General features: G+C 59.6%; 14 protein-coding genes and 2 tRNA genes. 11 read left to right on the top strand and 5 right to left on the bottom strand.

Translation table 11 applies throughout. The annotated features are described in order from the left end of the window. Window positions 1-281: 281 nt before the first annotated feature. On the bottom strand, window positions 282-722 hold the full coding sequence (locus O8B93_RS26910; protein ID WP_269712956.1) for an RrF2 family transcriptional regulator: 441 nt from the start codon (window positions 720-722) through the stop codon (window positions 282-284). A 204-nt stretch (window positions 723-926) separates the two neighbouring features. Between O8B93_RS26910 and O8B93_RS26915 the strand changes: the two genes are divergently transcribed. Genes O8B93_RS26915 through cysN form a run of 3 tightly spaced genes read left to right on the top strand, consistent with a single transcriptional unit; the run spans window position 927 to window position 4,172 of the window. Then, on the top strand, window positions 927-1,709 hold the full coding sequence (locus tag O8B93_RS26915; protein ID WP_269712957.1) for a phosphoadenylyl-sulfate reductase: 783 nt from the start codon (window positions 927-929) through the stop codon (window positions 1,707-1,709). A 28-nt stretch (window positions 1,710-1,737) separates the two neighbouring features. After that, window positions 1,738-2,691, top strand: a complete 954-nt coding sequence (cysD, locus tag O8B93_RS26920; RefSeq protein ID WP_269712958.1) for a sulfate adenylyltransferase subunit CysD — start codon at window positions 1,738-1,740, stop codon at window positions 2,689-2,691. Further along, window positions 2,691-4,172 carry a sulfate adenylyltransferase subunit CysN gene (cysN, locus tag O8B93_RS26925; RefSeq protein WP_269712959.1) on the top strand — a complete coding sequence of 494 codons (1,482 nt, stop codon included), beginning with the start codon at window positions 2,691-2,693 and terminating at the stop codon, window positions 4,170-4,172. The genes cysD and cysN overlap by 1 nt, the downstream gene beginning before the upstream one ends. Before the next feature lie 731 nt (window positions 4,173-4,903). Here the strand turns inward: cysN and O8B93_RS26930 are convergent. Beyond that, window positions 4,904-4,980: transfer RNA gene (locus tag O8B93_RS26930), tRNA-Pro, on the bottom strand. 264 nt (window positions 4,981-5,244) lie between these two features. Between O8B93_RS26930 and O8B93_RS26935 the strand changes: the two genes are divergently transcribed. The 3 genes from O8B93_RS26935 to O8B93_RS26945 all read left to right on the top strand — a co-directional run bounded on the left by O8B93_RS26935 (window position 5,245) and on the right by O8B93_RS26945 (window position 8,622). Beyond that, the gene (locus tag O8B93_RS26935; protein WP_006310261.1) at window positions 5,245-5,667 is read left to right on the top strand and encodes a hypothetical protein; all 423 of its coding nucleotides are present in this window, start codon (window positions 5,245-5,247) and stop codon (window positions 5,665-5,667) included. A 386-nt stretch (window positions 5,668-6,053) separates the two neighbouring features. Continuing rightward, complete coding sequence (mqo, locus tag O8B93_RS26940; protein ID WP_269712960.1) at window positions 6,054-7,769, top strand: malate dehydrogenase (quinone); 1,716 nt, start codon at window positions 6,054-6,056, stop codon at window positions 7,767-7,769. 58 nt (window positions 7,770-7,827) lie between these two features. Continuing rightward, window positions 7,828-8,622: an AbiU2 domain-containing protein gene (locus O8B93_RS26945; protein ID WP_269712961.1), complete on the top strand. Its 795-nt coding sequence runs from the start codon at window positions 7,828-7,830 to the stop codon at window positions 8,620-8,622. Between the two features lie 9 nt (window positions 8,623-8,631). On the opposite strand, the gene O8B93_RS26950 is transcribed toward O8B93_RS26945, so the two are convergent. Continuing rightward, window positions 8,632-8,706 (bottom strand) — tRNA-Gln (locus O8B93_RS26950). A 203-nt stretch (window positions 8,707-8,909) separates the two neighbouring features. Here O8B93_RS26950 and O8B93_RS26955 point away from each other — a divergent pair. Continuing rightward, window positions 8,910-9,818 carry an MBL fold metallo-hydrolase gene (locus O8B93_RS26955; RefSeq protein ID WP_269712962.1) on the top strand — a complete coding sequence of 303 codons (909 nt, stop codon included), beginning with the start codon at window positions 8,910-8,912 and terminating at the stop codon, window positions 9,816-9,818. Window positions 9,819-10,079: 261 nt separating this feature from the next. Here the strand turns inward: O8B93_RS26955 and O8B93_RS26960 are convergent, their stop codons facing one another. Further along, window positions 10,080-11,000, bottom strand: a complete 921-nt coding sequence (locus O8B93_RS26960; RefSeq protein WP_269712963.1) for a DUF1499 domain-containing protein — start codon at window positions 10,998-11,000, stop codon at window positions 10,080-10,082. A 528-nt stretch (window positions 11,001-11,528) separates the two neighbouring features. Here O8B93_RS26960 and O8B93_RS26965 point away from each other — a divergent pair. The 4 genes from O8B93_RS26965 (at window position 11,529) to O8B93_RS26980 (ending at window position 14,616) form a co-directional block, all read left to right on the top strand. Next, entirely contained in the window at window positions 11,529-12,893 is a 1,365-nt protein-coding gene (locus O8B93_RS26965; RefSeq protein WP_269712964.1) for a dicarboxylate/amino acid:cation symporter, read from the top strand. Between the two features lie 148 nt (window positions 12,894-13,041). Then, the gene (locus O8B93_RS26970) at window positions 13,042-13,440 is read left to right on the top strand and encodes a hypothetical protein (RefSeq protein ID WP_269712965.1); all 399 of its coding nucleotides are present in this window, start codon (window positions 13,042-13,044) and stop codon (window positions 13,438-13,440) included. Window positions 13,441-13,621: 181 nt separating this feature from the next. Then, window positions 13,622-14,218 carry a demethoxyubiquinone hydroxylase family protein gene (locus O8B93_RS26975; protein ID WP_269712966.1) on the top strand — a complete coding sequence of 199 codons (597 nt, stop codon included), beginning with the start codon at window positions 13,622-13,624 and terminating at the stop codon, window positions 14,216-14,218. A 125-nt stretch (window positions 14,219-14,343) separates the two neighbouring features. Continuing rightward, window positions 14,344-14,616, top strand: coding sequence for a hypothetical protein (locus tag O8B93_RS26980; protein ID WP_080825678.1), 273 nt, complete (start codon window positions 14,344-14,346; stop codon window positions 14,614-14,616). Here O8B93_RS26980 and ppdK read toward each other — a convergent pair. Beyond that, window positions 14,594-17,320: a pyruvate, phosphate dikinase gene (gene ppdK, locus O8B93_RS26985; protein ID WP_269712967.1), complete on the bottom strand. Its 2,727-nt coding sequence runs from the start codon at window positions 17,318-17,320 to the stop codon at window positions 14,594-14,596. The two genes, O8B93_RS26980 and ppdK, sit on opposite strands and share 23 nt — an antisense overlap. Window positions 17,321-17,421: the final 101 nt, after the last annotated feature.

A 17,421-nucleotide genomic window follows, 5' to 3' on the forward strand; every position in this document is an offset into this window, starting at 1 on the left:
CCAACGCCACATCCAGACGGTCCTTGGAAACATCGATGCCAACAATATTATCCATCTTATCCCATCCTTGCCTAATCGGGCTTCGCACACGCAAGCGGCCCCGGCGACTGTTCGGGTTCGATGAAAAGGCGGATGGAGACCCTGGCTCATTCACGGGATCAATGTCCCCAGGGGGGATCGGTCTTCCATCCACAACCGCACGAGCGACAATATCACAGTGCGACGAAATCAAGTTACAAGGGTGGAGGGGTGGTAGTGCAGGCCTAATTGCCGCCGGGCGACTAGGCCGTCAAAAGCTCGGGCACTTCGACACCCGCCACCGCATCGGCAATAGTCGTGTTGAAAAGGATGTTGCGCGTCGCATCGGCCACGCGGGCAAAGACGTGGCGGATTTCGCACTGCTTTTCGCCGTCACAATCCTCGCAGCGACGATAGGCGGTCTGCGACAGGCAGGGCAAGGGGGCAAGCGGCCCGTCGATGAGGCGCAGCACCTCGCCGAAGGTGATATCCGATGCCGGGCGCGCCAGAAGATAGCCGCCCTGCTTGCCACGCCGGCTTTCGACGAGACGTTCCTTCTTCATTTCGAGAAGGATCTGTTCGAGGAATTTTTTCGGAATGGCCTGTTCGCGGGCAATGTCGGAAATCTGCACGGGACAGCCGCCGTCGGCCTTTGCCAGCGAAAGAAGCGCCCTCAGCGCGTATTTTGCCTTCTGCGAAATCATCGTAAAACCAGTAGACCACAAGCCCGGGAACCCGGCAATTCCGGCTTAGCGCAGAAGTTGTCACAATTCAAATCCAAGCTGCAAAGAAGGTGAACGGGTATCTTTTGCTCATACTACGCGCGCGAGAGGCATTTTTGCTCTCAAGTGCAGCGCACAAGGACTGTCATTTCTGTTCCAAAGGCTGGATTTCAACAATAATCGGTCATGGAAATCCCGGACGTGACAATGACGATCAATACAGCAAATGCCTCTGCCGATACCGCCTCCCTCGATACCACTCTTGCGGGTCTCGATCTGGCGGGACGTCTCTCTTTCGTTGCCGGCCTCGGCGGGCGGGCGGTCTTCACCACCAGCCTCGGCATCGAGGATCAGGTCATCACCGCGGCCATCGGCACGCATCGTCTGCCGATTGACGTCGTGACGCTGGAAACCGGCCGCCTCTTCAAGGAAACAGTCGATCTCATCGACGAAACCGAAGAACGTTTCGGCATCGAAATCCGCCGTTTCCGTCCCGAACAGGACGATATCGACGCCTATGCCGAAAAATACGGCCTGAATGGTTTTTACGAAAGCGTTGAAGCGCGCCACGCCTGCTGTCATGTCAGAAAGCTGATCCCGCTCGGCAAGGCGCTGGAGGGTGCAGCTTTCTGGATCACCGGGCTCCGCCGCGGCCAGTCGGGCAATCGCGCGACGACGCCGTTTGCCGAGTTCGATGCGGAGCGCAATCTCATCAAGATCAATCCTTTGGCTGACTGGGATATCGACCTCATCCGGGCGCATGTCGCCCAAGAGAACATTCCCGTCAATCCGTTGCATCAGCGCGGTTACCCCTCCATCGGCTGCGAGCCGTGTACGCGCGCCATCAAGCCCGGTGAGCCTGAGCGCGCCGGACGATGGTGGTGGGAAAACGACGAGAAGCGCGAATGCGGTCTTCACGTCGCCGGTGCGGAGCAGACATCCGCCATTTCCGCCATCCCGCAACGATAATCATTCAGTACATCTCCCGGAGTTCACAATGTCCAACGCAGTCCACGAGACGGACAGCAAGAATACTGTCGCATCCAAGCCGCCGCTCGATCCCCATCTGAAGGCGCTTGAAAACGAAGCTATTCATATTTTCCGCGAAGTCGCCGCCGAATTCGATAACCCCGTGATGCTCTATTCCATCGGCAAGGACTCGTCCGTGCTGCTGCACTTAGCACGCAAGGCGTTCTTCCCCGGCCGCATTCCCTTCCCGCTGCTGCACGTCAATACCGGCTGGAAGTTCAAGGAAATGATCGAATTCCGCGACAATATCGTCAAGGAATACGATCTCGATCTGATTTCCCACACCAACCCGCGCGGTGAAACGGAAAATGTGACGCCCTTCTCCCACGGATCGGCGCTTTACACCGACATTATGAAGACGGAAGCGTTGCGCCAGGCGCTCGACGCCGGTGGGTTCGACGCGGCCTTCGGCGGCGCACGGCGCGACGAGGAGGCGAGCCGCGCCAAGGAGCGCATCTATTCATTCCGCACGCCCGATCATAAATGGGACCCGCGCAACCAGCGCCCGGAACTGTGGAACATCTATAACGGCATGGTCCGCAAGGGTGAAAGCGTGCGCGCCTTCCCGCTCTCCAACTGGACCGAGGTCGATATCTGGCGTTACATCGAGGCGGAAAACATTCCGCTGGTGCCGCTCTATTACGCCGCCGAGCGCCCCTATATCGAGCGTGACGGCATGATGATACTTGCCGAAGACGAGCGGCTGGAACTGTTGCCCGGCGAAGAGATCAAGCACGGCTCGATCCGTTTCCGCACGCTCGGCTGCTTCCCGCTGACCGGCGCCATCCGTTCCGAGGCGGCGACGCTGCAGGACGTCATCGCCGAACTGGAAATCGCCACCGTTTCCGAACGGCAGGGCCGCGCGATTGACCGCGACCAGTCCGGCTCGATGGAGAAAAAGAAGCGCGAGGGGTATTTCTGATGAGTGCTGCCGCCATCAATCCCCCCTCTTCCGCCACCATTCTGCCGTTTGCCGAACATTCGAAGGCAACGCGCGATACGCGTCCACTGCGCCTCATCACCTGCGGCAGCGTGGATGACGGCAAGTCAACCCTGATCGGTCGTCTTCTCTGGGACACCAAGGCCGTCAAGGAAGACCAGGCCGCCACCCTGCATCGCGACAGCGGCAAGCAGAACGATCTCGGCCTGCCCGATTTCGCACTGCTGCTGGACGGTTTGCAGGCCGAGCGCGAACAGGGCATCACCATCGATGTCGCCTATCGTTATTTCGCCACCGACCGGCGCGCCTTCATCGTCGCCGATACGCCCGGCCATGAGCAATATACCCGCAACATGGCGACCGGCGCTTCCACCGCCGATCTGGCCGTGCTGCTCGTCGACGCGCGCACCGGCATTCTCGAGCAGACCCGCCGCCACGCCACTATCGCCGCGCTGATGGGCATCCGGCAATTCGTGCTGGCGGTGAACAAGATCGACCTGACGAACTACGACAAGGCCGGTTTCGAACTGATCGCTCACGAATTCCGCGAATTCGCTTCCAATCTCGGCATCAAGCAGATCATCGCCATTCCGATGTCGGCGCTGAAGGGCGAAAACGTCGTGTTGTCAGGCAAAGCCTCCATGCCCTGGTATGAAGGCCCGACGCTGGTGGAGACGCTGGAGCTTGCGACCGTCCGCTCCACGCAGTCCGGCGGCTTCCGTCTGCCGGTACAGCGCGTGTCGCGGCCGGGTGAAAGCTTCCGCGGTTATCAGGGCACGGTTGCCGGCGGTTCGGTAAAGCCGGGCGACAGCGTTGTCGTCCTGCCCTCGGGCATGGTCGCCAATGTCAAGCAGATCGTCACTTTCGATCTGGTGCGCAACGCCGCCGTGGCAGGTGATGCCGTCACCCTCGTACTCGACCGTCAGGTGGATGTCTCGCGCGGCGACATGATCGTCTCCATCGAGGCGCAGCCGCTCACGGGACTTGCTTTTGACGCGCAGATCGTCGCCCTGCAGCCGGGCGGCATCGAGGCTGGCAAACGCTACTGGCTCAAAAGCGCCAGCCGCCGCCAGCGCGTCAGCGTCCAGCCCGTCAGCCAGCTCAACCTTCGGGAAGGCGAATGGCAGGCGCATGAAACCTCGCTGCCGATGAACGCCATCGGCAAGGTGCGGCTCTCCTTCGACGAGACGGCGATCTTCGATCCCTATGAACAAAACCGGGCAACCGGCTCCTTCATCCTGATCGATCCCGACACCAACAATACGGTGGCGGGCGGCATGATATCGGCCAAGCGCAGCACGGGTGCAACGGAGGAACAGGGCGACCGCGTCATCCTCTCCCTGCCCGCCGCTCTTGCGGAAAAGCTGCTCGCCGGTGAACTGCTCGCCAAACACCGCGACGAGATCGACATCCGCCGCACGGATGCGGCGACAGCCTCGCGGCTCATCGGCGACCTCGACTGAAAATGCCCACATGAACGGAAAAAGGCGACCACGGTGTGGTCGCCTTTTTGTTTGGGCCTGTCGTCAGACGCGCCTTAAAACACGAACATATAAAGCAGAATGATCACGAAGATCGGAACGCCCATAGCCCACAGTGCAATACCCTTCAGCATGTTATCCTCCATCGTTGTTATGGATAGATAACGACTGAGCGCGCTTTCCGATCCATGAGCCCCTGATTTTTACGGGTAGTTTCTCGGCCTCGGGCAAAGCCGTTTGTTCATTTGACGTTCATGCGCAAAAGGCGAATTTGCACGCGGTCGCTCCGCCAAGCGACCCAACAGAGGCTCGTTGTTCGACAGAACAGCGGGCCTCTTTTTTGATCGCGATAAATTGATCATCACGATGTCCCGGAAATTCGGGGCTGGGGGCGCTGACGGGTAACTTCTTGGATTGTGGATCAGAATTGACGCTTTTAAGACGTCGGATGTCGCGCGTCCCCTGAAACAAGGCCGCGACATTGAGGCCTGGCGCTTGGCGGAGCGACGGGCCTCTTTCGTTCGGGTGACCGGCTGCGGCATTTATAAGCCGGCCGAAACGGGCTTATTGGCATGCATGGCCGGATTTCCAGCCGCGAACGCCCATGCGATCCCATCGGACGATGGTTTCAAACCGTGCGGTTTCGATGCGAGAATTTGATTTCGGGGATTTTCGGGATAATTTACAAGCCACTGTTTTGGTTGGCTTTAAGCTGGTCGGAGTGAGAGGATTCGAACCTCCGACCCCGTCGTCCCGAACGACGTGCGCTACCAGACTGCGCTACACTCCGTGACCAGCAGCGCGTCTATAGACCAGCCTCCGGCATTCGACAAGCGGCTTATTGCATTTTTTATGACAAGTTTTTGCCGTCCGGTGAAACGGTCCCATCCAGCACCCGCAGAGTGGGGCGGAAGAGCGGAAAACGTTACAAAAAAGCAATTGTGGCAGGAAATTTTCATCAAGCCGCACACCTCCCCTGCCCCCCGCCGCCAAATCTGCTAGGGGAACGGAATGACCGGCGGGAAGCCGGACACGGCACAAAGGACATTTCACCATGCTATTTCGCAGCGTAACGCTCGCAGCGTTTGCCATTGCGCTCTCCGCCTGCACCACCTCCACCGGCGGTTCCGCCCCCACATTTGCCCAGAAGAGCCCGGTCGAGACCCGCTGGGTCGGCCAGTCCGCCGGCATTTTCTTCGCAAAATTCGGCCCGCCGCTGAGCGATACGGAAACCGGCAGCTCCACTGTCTATAACTGGCGCGGCGGCTACAAGAAGGCCACCATTCCGGCCAAGTTCGAAGAGGGCAAAGATGGCAAGAAGGGTCGCCAGATCTCGCCGGCCCGCAGCGCTTCACTCTCCTGCACCGTGCAGCTGGTTGTTTCCAGCGACTACAAGATCACTGCCGTGCGCACGGTCTCCGACCGCCCCGGCGTCAACGGCCCGAGCTATTGCGCGGAATTCCTCGCCGCAAACTGAGCTTTCGGCCTCAGAGCGAACACAAAAAGGCCCGCCCGAAACGGTGGGCCTTTCACTTTTTCGGGAATATCGTCATTTTTCTGAAAAAATCGGTCCGCAGCAGCGCCGCGCCGATCATCATGGTCGGCAAAATACGGCCGGGGGCGCTTGTTGCCCTATCCGGCCGATAGAACCCTTTCAACCGTTTGAAAGCATCGGCTAATCTTCACCGTGCTGAAAATGACAATCCGCAAACACGCAGGATTCGCTGGCGCGACCATATGTCCCGGCCAAATCCGTGCAAAAACGCTTGAACTGGAGTGAATGGGTCCGGGTTGTGCCGCTTTGCGCTTTGCTATATCGGGGCGATCGGGAGGAATGTTTTTAACACAAAACAAGAATCAGGTATGGCCGTGACTCCCATCGATCAAGACAAATCCCAGCTCACTGATCTCTCCCATGCATTTCCGCTGAACCGCCGACAGGTTCTGGGCGGTGCGCTCGCCGGAATTGCCGCAGCGGCGCTGCCCACTTCTCCGCTTCTCGCTGATACTGCTGCCAAGAAGGTAGACGTGCTTTTGATCGGTGGCGGCATCATGAGCGCGACGCTCGGTGTGTGGCTGCGCGAACTGGAGCCCACCTGGTCGATGCAGATGCTGGAACGGCTGGATGGCGTGGCGCTTGAAAGCTCGAACGGCTGGAACAATGCCGGCACCGGCCACTCCGCGCTTGCCGAACTGAACTACACGCCGGAAGACGACAACGGCAACATCAAGATCAGCCAAGCGATCAACATCAACGAATCCTTCCAGATTTCCCGGCAGTTCTGGGCATGGCAGGTGCGCAACGGCGTTTTGAAGAACCCACGCTCCTTCATCAACCACACGCCGCATATGAGCTTCGTCTGGGGTGACGAAAACGTCGCCTATCTGGAAAAGCGTTATCAGGCACTCAAGGCCAGCCCGCTTTTCGCCGGCATGGAATTCTCCACCGATCCCGAGCAGATCAAGAAGTGGGTGCCGCTGATGATGGAAGGCCGCGATCCTTCTCAGAAAATCGGCGCGACCTGGTCGCCGCTCGGCACCGACATGGAATTCGGCGAAATCACCCGGCAATTCGTATCGCATCTGCAGGGCGACCAGAATTTCGACCTGCAGGTCAATAGCGAGGTTTCCGATATCCAGCGCAATGCCGATGGCAGCTGGCGCGTGACCTATACCAACACCAAGACCGATGCCGAACAGGTGGTGGATGCGAAATTCGTGTTCATCGGCGCCGGCGGCGGCGCTCTGCATCTGCTGCAGATGTCCGGCATTCCGGAAGCCGATGATTATGCCGGTTTCCCCGTGGGCGGCTCGTTCCTCATCAACGAGAACCCCGATGTGACGATGCAGCATCTGGCCAAGGCGTATGGCAAGGCCTCGGTCGGCTCGCCGCCCATGTCGGTTCCGCATCTCGACACCCGCGTGCTGGGTGGCAAGCGTGTCATCCTGTTCGGGCCTTTCGCCACCTTCTCCACCAAGTTCCTGAAGGAAGGCTCCTATTTCGATCTCGTCTCATCGGTCACGACCAGCAATGCCTGGCCGATGGTGCGGGTGGGCATCGATGAATATCCGCTGGTGGAATATCTCGCCGGCCAGTTGATGATGTCGGATGACGACCGTTTTGCCGCGCTGAAGGAATATTTCCCGAATGCCAAGCAGGGCGAATGGCGCCTGTGGCAGGCCGGCCAGCGCGTGCAGATCATCAAGCGCGACGAAGAAAAGGGCGGCGTGCTGCGGCTCGGCACCGAAGTCGTCTCCGCCAGGGACGGCAGCATCGCCGGCCTGCTCGGCGCTTCGCCGGGTGCCTCCACTGCTGCACCGATCATGCTCAGCGTTCTGGAAAAGGTCTTCAAGGACAAGGTCGCGACGCCGGAATGGCAGGCGAAGCTGCGCCAGATCGTGCCGAGCTACGGCACCAAGCTCAATGACGATCCGGAGAAAGTTCAGCAGGAATGGGCTTACACGGCCGAACACCTGCAGCTGCCGACCCCACCGCAGATCGATCTTGACGCGCTGAAGGGTGCCGGTGCAGCGCCTGCGGGTGCGCCGGTGAAGAAGGTGCCGGATATCGCGCTTTAAGGTTTAGCTGCGATTTGAGGATTGGACGCCGCGTGTCTTTGGATACGCGGCGTTTTTTATGTTGGATAAAGACGCAAATTTCCATTTAGTCTATCATTTTTCGAATCCTACGAAGAATTTGATAGCTATGAATAAAATGCCTAAAAAGAAGAAACGGGTACTTCTTACAAGAAACGAAGCGATGGCTCGCGTGGACAAGATGATACCGATCTTGTATCGAAACGTCGTCAACGCGCTTCGTATCGAAGCCACGATGGAAACTGGGAATGCTCTAGTCCAGAACATGGACAAAAAAAGCTTTCCCGGCGCTGATGCATTCAACACAATAATGCAAAGCCTTGCATTTGATTTGGCGATGCACCTCGCTCGTCTCTACGATGTTGGCGTCAGAAGTCGACACGTTAACTCTCGAGACGTTGCCTCAATTCCCCTTGTAATTAGATTGTTACGCCAAAAACGATGCCGTAGAGAACTTAAAGCCCGTGCACGCAACTGGCTTCCGCACGACAAATCGCTCGCGAACGTTTTCGAACAAGATTGTACCAATGCTTTAGAAAGGGCATCTGACTGCTATTCTAATACATTCAAAGGCCCGTTCGGGAGAAGCGGCCTTAAGACGCTAAAAACATTTCGCGATACGTTTATGGCGCACTCATTAATGACGGACGCAAATGCGAGGCCTATCTATAACCAATTATTTAGGCTGACCGATTGTGCTCGCGATTTCGTGGAAGACGCCCGATTGGCAGTTAGCGGGGACAATTCTAGCTTGAAAGAAAGAGAAGAAATTTTTTCAAAACACGCCCAGATGTTTTGGCAAATGGCTCTACTTGGCAAGAAGAACGAGGATTGACCTAAAAAATGGCTGGGGCGCCAGGATTCGAACCTGGGAATGCCGGTACCAAAAACCGGTGCCTTACCGCTTGGCGACGCCCCAACAGGGCAGCGAAAGCGAAACGCCGCTGCCTGAACCGCGCCTGATTAGCAAAGCCTGCCCGGCGCGGCAATGACCCGGCGACCAATTTTTTCACAAAACCCAAGCTTTTTGGATGCTGTGCCGCGGACGGCATGATAGGGCTTGGCGATTGTGCGGCGGGTGCCGCCGGCACTTTCGGCATGGCATTCATTCAGGAGGTCTCGATGGCAGACCCGGCATTCGATCTCGATTTCAAGCCGGCCTATGGCGAGGCGGTTCCTGTCGCCCCGCTCATCCAGCGCCTCACCGTCAACAATCCTTCCGCCTTCACCTTCCATGGCACCAATTCCTATATCGTCGGCGACCGCTCCGTTGCCGTCATCGATCCGGGCCCGGAGGATGAGGCGCATTTTCAGGCGTTGATGGCGGCGCTTGATGGCCGCGAGGTGACGCATATCTTCGTCAGCCATACCCATCGCGATCATTCGCCGCTGGCCCGGCGGCTGAAGCAGACGACCGGAGCGCTGACAGTGGCGGAAGGCCCGCATCGCGCCGCACGGCCGCTGCATGTGGGCGAAACCAATCCCTTTGCCGAAAGTTCCGATACGGCTTTCGTGCCCGACATTGCGCTGGGCGACGGGCAGAGCCTTTCCGGCGATGGCTGGCGGCTTACCGCGCTGCATACGCCGGGGCACACCGCCAATCACGCCGCCTTTGCGCTTGAGGGCAGCGGCATCGTCTTTTCCGCCGATCACGTCATGGCCTGGGCCACCACCATCGTCGCGCCGCCTGACGGCGCGATGAGCGACTACATGGCCTCGCTGGAGCGGCTACTCACCCGCGACGACCGGCTGTTTCTGCCCGGCCATGGCGGGCCAGTCACCGACCCCGCCGCCTTCATGCGCGGGCTTCGCGCCCATCGCCGCATGCGGGAAAAGGCGGTTCTGAAGCGTATCCGGGACGGCGACAGGCGGATCACCGATATGGTGAAGGTGATCTATGCCAGCACCGACAGGCGCCTGCACGGCGCGGCAGCACTTTCCGTGCTGGCGCATATCGAGGATCTGATCGAAAAGGGCGAAGTGCGGACGGATGGCGCGCCTTCGCTGCTGGGCGAGTATTTTCCGGCCTGACGGGGTTTTAAGGCGCGAATTCTCAAGATGCTTTCGCCGCTTACGCCCCGTTCGATAGGGAACGAGCGGATGCCACTCGTTTCTTCTCCCCGCCGGGGAGAAGTCCGCGGCAGCGGGATGAGGGGGCGAGGGTAGAGATATACCGAGAGCTAGCCCCCTCATCCGACCCTTCGGGCCACCTTCTCCCCCTCGGGGAGAAGAAACAAGCGGCGATGTCGCGATCCATCAGGCCGACGCAGCATGCAGTTCCGCCTGCTGGCCTCAATTATCGTTCAACCCCTGCATTTCCGCATCCAGCGCATCGAGATAGGCCTCGGCAATCGCCGCGCCCATGCCGAGATCATGCGGGCCGTAGCGGGAGGCGACGCGCACGTCGACGATGGTGGTTTCCGCTTCTTCCTTCAGGCGGATGAGGATATCGAAACGCAGGCCCCAGATGCGGGTGCGGGTTTCGCCCTGCATCAGCACGATACCGCTGCCATTGAAGAAGGTGGGCTGCGGCGCTTCTGCCGGGCGGGCCATGGGCACGGGCACGATGGACGGCAGGTCCTCAACCGGCGCATCTTCCGTGGGCTGCGTCCTGTCCTGTGGCGGCACGCCGACTGAAGGGGCATCCTCCGCGCCGATCACACCCTTCGTATGGGCGATGCGGATGGACTGGGCGGTGGCCATTTTTTTGGCGGCGGCATAGATGCGGTCGATCGCGCCTTCGTAACGGCGCCCGGCAAGGCTCGCATAGGCCTCCATCTGCGCGTCGCGGTCGGCTTTGGTCACGATCGCGGGCCGCACCAGCCATTGCTGATTGGCAGCGGGCGTCGCCAGCCATTCCGGCACGTCGATCAGATCGGTGGAGATGTCGTAAATCTTCGGCTGCTGCCAGTAAAGAAACGCGCCATAACCAACGACGCCGAGCGGCAGGGCCGAGAGAAGCAGCGCCGCCAGCGCCGAAAGCCCGCCGCGCGCGCCCGTCGTCCACAGCCGCTCCAGGCCGATCAGCGCCAGAAGCACGGCCACGAGAGCGATTCCAGCGGCAATGATGAGCAGCCCGACAAGATCAGGCGTCGTCAGTGGCCCGAAACGGTGGATGCCGGCGGGGATCAAAAAAAGCACAAGCGCCGCAAGCCCCAGATAACGGGAAAGATAGGCTGCAACCGAAAAAGGCCGGACGAAACGCACAGTCATGGAAGCGGATATCCGTTAGATCGCATTGGCTAAAAAGCGTTGCACCCGAAATCTGGCAGGGAATCACCTGCATATGATGTCATAGACCGGATTTGCGGCGAGGAAAACAAAGGAGGGGTTTGATCTGCGGGTAAAGTGCGCAAACCCTGCCTTCGTCATGCAGGACTTGATCCGGCATTCAGCCACAGCGCATCTGCGCCGTGAAAGAAGCCTCCCCGATCAAGGACTTGCTCGCGCTGGACCGGGATCTAGCCCGGGGTGACGGAGCGTGATGTTACGGCTCTGCCAAACCATAGGCTCCGAGCCCCCCGGGGCCCGGTTCGAGCGGGTGAGAGGCCAAAGCGACGATAGGGCGGAATATTTTTCCGCATTGCCCCAACTCAAGAGAATAATTCCCCGACAATGCGCCAAATACGCAAGTCCATCCCTTAATTGCTGAGGAAATCGGCGTATTCTCGGCGACCTCCCTCGAGAATGCGTGTAAAAAGTGCAACATTCTCGTTTTCTTGCACAATAAAGAGACATGTCATGTCACAGGCAACGACGTCCGCCGGCTCCTCCGGGCCGAAACCCTTTTATCGCAATTTCGGCTTTCAGGTTCTGAGCGCCATGGTCATCGGCCTGCTGCTGGGCCTCCTTGCGCGCAACATCGGCCCCGATGCCGCCGGCAGCCAGAACTGGCTTTCCGTGACGCTGCAGACCATCGGCAGCATTTTTGTGCAGCTTTTGCGCGCGCTGGTGCCGCCGCTGATCTTTACGGCCATCGTCGCCTCCATCGCCAATCTCAAGAACCTCAGCAACGCGGCAAAGCTGGTGTGGCAGACGCTTTTATGGTTCGCCATCACGGCGCTGATTGCCGTGGTCATCGGCATCGTGCTTGGCCTCGTCATTCAGCCGGGCGTCAACACGGCGATTGCCAACACGGCAGCGGCCGCACCCTCCTCCACCGGTTCGTGGCTGGACTTCCTCAAGGGTCTCGTTCCCGCCAACGTCTTCGGACTTGAAGCCTCTACCAAAATCAACAACGGTTCCGGCAGCACCTCGCTGAACTTCAACGTGTTGCAGCTGCTCGTCGTCTCGATTGCCTTTGGCGTCGCTGCGCTGAAAGCCGGCAAGGCGGCGGAGCCGTTCCTTGCCTTCAACCAGTCGCTGCTTGCCATCGTGCGTAAAATCCTGTGGTGGGTCATCCGCCTCACCCCCATCGGCACGATCGGCCTGCTCGGCCGTGCGGTTGACCAATATGGCTGGACGACGCTGTCGCAGCTCGGCTGGTATGCAGCGGCGGTTTATATCGGTCTCGCGCTCGTGCTCTTCGTGGTTTATCCGGCGCTGCTTCTTGCCCATGGCCTGAAGCCATCGCGGTTCTTTGCGGGCGCATGGCCGGCCATCCAGCTTGCCTTCGTCTCGCGTTCCTCCATCGGCACGCTTCCCGTCACTGAAACCGTGACGGAAAAGAGCCTCGGCGTGCCGCGCGAATATGCCGCCTTCTCCGTGCCGCTCGGCGCCACCACCAAGATGGACGGCTGCGCCGCGATCTATCCGGCGATTTCGGCGATCTTCATCGCGCAGTTCTTCCAAGTGCCGCTCGGCATTCAGGAATATGTGCTGATCGTTTTCGTTTCGGTGCTGGGTTCGGCTGCAACAGCGGGTCTCACAGGCGCGGTGGTGATGCTGACGCTGACGCTCTCCACGCTCGGCCTGCCGCTTGAAGGCGTGGGCCTGCTACTCGCCATCGACCCGATCCTCGATATGGGCCGTACTGCGGTCAATGTCGCCGGCCAGGCGCTGGTGCCCACCATCGTCGCCAAGCGCGAAGGTATTCTTGATGAGGCCGTTTATAACAACGCCAAGGACATCGACGCGCTCGATGACCGTGAGGCAGTGACGGCCTGACAGCGATAATCACGCGGCGTTTCCGGTAAAAGGAGACGCCCTGTGTGTGCCACTTCTGTTTTTCCACGAAAGTTTGGGGTTGACGGAAATGGCTTGATCGATAGCCATAACGACACGGACAACAACGCAACTTCAGCGGACCCTGTACATGGCGAAACGTAACTGGATTTATGTCGGCCTTCTCGCCTTCCTGTCCCTCGGGCTTCTCATCGACGCCGCCATCTGGCCCGCCGGACCGCCTAGTTCCTTTACCGCAAACGACCTGGTGCAGATGATCGGCATCATCACGCTGTTTGCATGGTGGCAGATAGAGGATGCCGAAAAGCGGGACATCCGGCGCAGTTCCGCCGCCAAAGTCGCGACCATTCTGCTAGCCCCTGTCGGTCTTGCCATCTATCTTTATCAGACCCGCCGCTGGACACGCGCCACGCTCGGCCTCATCGCCTTCATGGGTGGCATCCTTCTCGCCGCCATCCTCACGCTGCTGTTGAGCGACTGGCTCATTCTGCAGGGCATTTTCCCGCCTTCTTTTCTTCGTGACCTTTGAACGTATCAGTATTTAGTTTCGTGATCGACGGAGGCTCGTATCTTCCGCCCTGCCAGACCCAACTTTCCACCGTGATGGGGTTTTCCCCACCTGAAAACCGACTTATCAGTGGTGGTGACAACCGTTCGCATAGCGGCGGTAAGATCTGCTACATCTGGTTGGACTGGAACGCGCTGTGGTAATGCTTCGAATGTCCGGCCGTTCCGGTAAACACGATCCAGCTCTCACCGTTCGGCGTATTCTCAAGGTCAATCACGCCGGTGAGTTTGGCGCTATTCGCATCTACGGAGCGCAGATATGGATGGCCCGCCGGCTGTTTCCGGACATCGTGCGCGCTCTTCAAGAGATGCGGGAAGACGAGATCGATCATTGCCGCCTGTTCAGAGAAGCCATGCCAGCCAGAAACGCAAAGCCTTGTCGGGTCATGGCGTTTTGGAGCCTCGGAGGTTTTCTGCTCGGCTTCCTGACCGCGCTTGGTGGGCGCAACATGGTCTGGATTTGTACCGAAGCCGTGGAGAGCACCGTTCACCGCCATCTGGAAGATCAATTGGCTTTCCTGCAAACAAGAGATCCCGAGCTTCATGAGCTTATCACCTCAATTCAGGAGCAGGAATTGGCACATCTACAGGAAGCCGAGAAAAACCAGACGACACGCGGCTTGGGTCACAGGCTTCTTGTGCCGATTATCGGCTTTCTTACCGACCTGATGATCTGGCTCTCGACATGGGGGGATTCCAGCTGGATGCGCGCTGAAATGGCGAGTTCCAGGCGGGCTTGAAGACGGATACGTTCTCGCACCAAATGCAACTTTCCACCCCGATGCGGCTTTTCCCCAAATGCAAACAGGCGTATCAATCGCGGCAATAAAAGTGCCGTACGGCTGTCATATCAGGGAGAAACAAGATGCGTGTTTCCATCGTCCTCGGTTCGCTTGCCGCCCTTATGGCGCTCACCGCCTGCCAGACGCTGACGCCGGAAGAGCGCCGCGCGCGGGATGAGGCGACATGCCGGGGCTATGGTTTCCGCCCCGGCACGGACCCGATGGCCGGTTGCCTTCTCGATCTGGAAATGGACCGCCGCGCCGACAACCGCGCCTGGCAGGCGCAGATGAACCGCGACATGTTCTATCGGCCGGTCGTGGTCGAACGTCAGATCATCGTCCGACAGAACCCCTGACGGGAATGAAGGCGACATTGCTTCGGGTTTGCCCCTCCTTCGCCCGCGCAGCCAGCGTCGCCTGCGCCGCAGCGAGCCGGGCGATGGGAACACGGAAGGGTGAGCACGACACGTAATCGAGATCCGCATCCTCGCAGAAATGGATCGAGGCCGGATCGCCGCCATGTTCGCCGCAGATGCCGAGCTTCAGTTCCGGCCGCGTCTGGCGTCCGCGTTCGGCGGCGATGCGGATGAGTTCGCCCACACCGTCGAAATCGAGCGAAATGAACGGGTCGCGTTCGATGATGCCCTTGCGCTGATAGGTATTGATGAAACGCGCCGCATCGTCACGCGAAATACCAAACGTCGTCTGTGTCAGGTCGTTGGTGCCGAAGGAGAAGAATTCTGCGGCTTCCGCAATGACATGGGCGCGCAGGGCAGCACGCGGCAGCTCGATCATAGTGCCGGTGAGATATTCGATCTCCATGCCGGTTTCCTGCGCCACGGCAGCGGCAACACCATCGATGACCTCAGTGACGTAATCCAGCTCCGAGCGCAGACCGACGAGCGGCACCATGATCTCAGGCACAACAGGCGCGCCGGTGATACGGGCCGCCTCCACGGCAGCTTCAAAAATGGCGCGGGCCTGCATTTCGGCAATTTCGGGATAAGAAATGGCGAGACGGCAGCCGCGATGGCCGAGCATGGGGTTAAATTCGTGCAGCGCATCCAGCCGCTGGCGGAACACCGTTTGCGGCATGCCCATGGCGGCCGCCACCTCGACGATCTCACCATCGGTCTTCGGCAGGAATTCGTGCAGCGGTGGATCGAGCAGGCGGATCGTTACCGGCAGGCCGTGCATGATCTGGAACAATTCGGTGAAATCCGAACGCTGCATCGGCAGAAGCTCATCGAGCGCGGCGCGCCTGCCCTTTTCGCTTTCGGCGAGGATCATCTCGCGCATCACATGAATGCGGTCACCCTCGAAGAACATATGTTCGGTGCGGCACAGCCCAATACCCTCAGCACCGAAGGCCCGGGCGGCGCGGGCATCGGCCGGCGTATCGGCATTGGTGCGCACCGTCATCCGGCGCAGATTGTCTGCCCATTGCATCAGCTTGCCGAAATCGCCTGACAGTTCCGGCTGCGTCATCGGCACTTCGCCCTTCAGCACCCGGCCGGAAGAGCCATCGATGGTGATGACATCGCCGCGTTTCAGCATGCAGCCAACGCCGATCAGCACCCTGTTGCGCATGTCGACACGCATGGAACCGGCACCGGTGACGCAGGGAATGCCCATGCCGCGCGCCACCACGGCGGCGTGGCTGGTCATGCCGCCGCGCGTCGTCAGAATGCCTTCGGCAGCATGCATGCCGTGAATATCTTCCGGGCTGGTTTCGATGCGCACCAGAATGACGCGGCGCCCCTCGGCTTCGGCGGCGACAGCCTCTTCCGAGGTAAAAACGATCTCGCCCGTTGCCGCCCCCGGAGAAGCCGGCAGGCCGGAGCCGATGATGGGCCGGGAAATGCCCGGATCAATCGTCGGGTGCAGCAGCTGGTCGAGCGATGAAGGCTCGATGCGGCAGACCGCCTCCTCCTGCGAAATCGTCCCTGCTTCCACCATATCGACGGCGATCTTCATGGCGGCGCGGGTGGTGCGTTTGCCGGAACGGGTCTGCAGCATCCAGAGCTTGCCGCGCTCGATGGTGAATTCCAGATCCTGCATATCGCGATAGTGCGTTTCCAACCGCTTGCAGATCGCCAGAAATTCGGAAAAGGCCTCCGGCATCAGCTTTTCCATCGACGGCTTGTCGGAGCCGGATACCAGCCGTGCGGCCTCCGTGATCGACTGCGGCGTGCGGATGCCCGCCACCACGTCTTCCCCTTGTGCATTGACGAGGAATTCGCCGTAAAGCTCCGCCTCACCGGTCGAGGGATTGCGGGTGAAGGCGACGCCGGTTGCCGAGGACGAACCAAGATTGCCGAAGACCATGGCCTGCACATTGACGGCAGTACCCCAGTCGCCTGGAATATTGTGCAGGTGACGATAGGTCACGGCGCGATGGTTGGTCCAACTGGCAAAGACCGCGCCGATGGCGCCCCAGAGCTGGACATGACAGTCCTGCGGGAAGGCTTGTCCGAGCTCATCCTCGATCAGCTTTTTGTAGAGCGAAACGACGTGCTGCCATTCGACCGCCGACATGTCGGTATCATATTCATGGCCAAGCCGGCCTTTTTCATCCTCAAGGATTTCCTCGAACATTTCATGATCGAGGCCCATGACGACGTCGCCATACATCTGGATGAAACGGCGGTAACTATCCCAGGCAAACCGGGCATCACCCGCATCGTGGCCCAGCGCCTCGACCGTGCGGTCGTTGAGACCGAGGTTGAGGACGGTATCCATCATGCCGGGCATGGAGGCGCGGGCGCCGGAGCGGACGGAGAGAAGCAGCGGCGAATGGCTACCGCCGAAGGTCTTGCCGGTGACGATCTCCATGCCGTGCAGGCCGGCCATGACCTGCAGCTTCAGCTCTTCGGGAAGATCGCGGCCGTTCTTGTGATAAAGGGCGCAGGCATCGGCGATGATGGTGAGGCCGGGGGGAACGGGTAGGCCGAGACTTGCCATTTCGGCAAGGTTCGCGCCCTTGCCGCCCAATATAGCAACGTCACCTGCCCTGCCTTCGGCAGCACCATTGCCGAAGGTATAAACCCACTTTTTCATTCCACGCTCTCCACCCAGAAGCGTTGTCATTTTTCTATCATCTACAGCATTGCCAGCATGTTGGGAACGCCGCAACGTGCAGTTTACATCGCAGTGCAGCA

Source organism: Martinezella rhizogenes (assembly GCF_027460065.1).
Lineage (GTDB): Bacteria > Pseudomonadota > Alphaproteobacteria > Rhizobiales > Rhizobiaceae > Agrobacterium > Agrobacterium rhizogenes_C.

Bases quoted from the DNA above. Each gene is read 5' to 3' on its own strand.
- O8B93_RS26955 (WP_269712962.1), top strand. From the start codon at position 8,910: ATGGCAGACCCGGCATTCGATCTCGATTTCAAGCCGGCCTATGGCGAG.
- O8B93_RS26975 (WP_269712966.1), top strand. From the start codon at position 13,622: ATGCTTCGAATGTCCGGCCGTTCCGGTAAACACGATCCAGCTCTCACC.
- O8B93_RS26910 (WP_269712956.1), bottom strand. From the start codon at position 722: ATGATTTCGCAGAAGGCAAAATACGCGCTGAGGGCGCTTCTTTCGCTG.
- cysD (WP_269712958.1), top strand. From the start codon at position 1,738: ATGTCCAACGCAGTCCACGAGACGGACAGCAAGAATACTGTCGCATCC.
- ppdK (WP_269712967.1), bottom strand. From the start codon at position 17,320: ATGAAAAAGTGGGTTTATACCTTCGGCAATGGTGCTGCCGAAGGCAGG.
- O8B93_RS26965 (WP_269712964.1), top strand. From the start codon at position 11,529: ATGTCACAGGCAACGACGTCCGCCGGCTCCTCCGGGCCGAAACCCTTT.
- O8B93_RS26935 (WP_006310261.1), top strand. From the start codon at position 5,245: ATGCTATTTCGCAGCGTAACGCTCGCAGCGTTTGCCATTGCGCTCTCC.
- O8B93_RS26970 (WP_269712965.1), top strand. From the start codon at position 13,042: ATGGCGAAACGTAACTGGATTTATGTCGGCCTTCTCGCCTTCCTGTCC.
- O8B93_RS26960 (WP_269712963.1), bottom strand. From the start codon at position 11,000: ATGACTGTGCGTTTCGTCCGGCCTTTTTCGGTTGCAGCCTATCTTTCC.
- cysN (WP_269712959.1), top strand. From the start codon at position 2,691: ATGAGTGCTGCCGCCATCAATCCCCCCTCTTCCGCCACCATTCTGCCG.
- O8B93_RS26945 (WP_269712961.1), top strand. From the start codon at position 7,828: ATGTTGGATAAAGACGCAAATTTCCATTTAGTCTATCATTTTTCGAAT.
- O8B93_RS26980 (WP_080825678.1), top strand. From the start codon at position 14,344: ATGCGTGTTTCCATCGTCCTCGGTTCGCTTGCCGCCCTTATGGCGCTC.
- O8B93_RS26915 (WP_269712957.1), top strand. From the start codon at position 927: ATGGAAATCCCGGACGTGACAATGACGATCAATACAGCAAATGCCTCT.
- mqo (WP_269712960.1), top strand. From the start codon at position 6,054: ATGGCCGTGACTCCCATCGATCAAGACAAATCCCAGCTCACTGATCTC.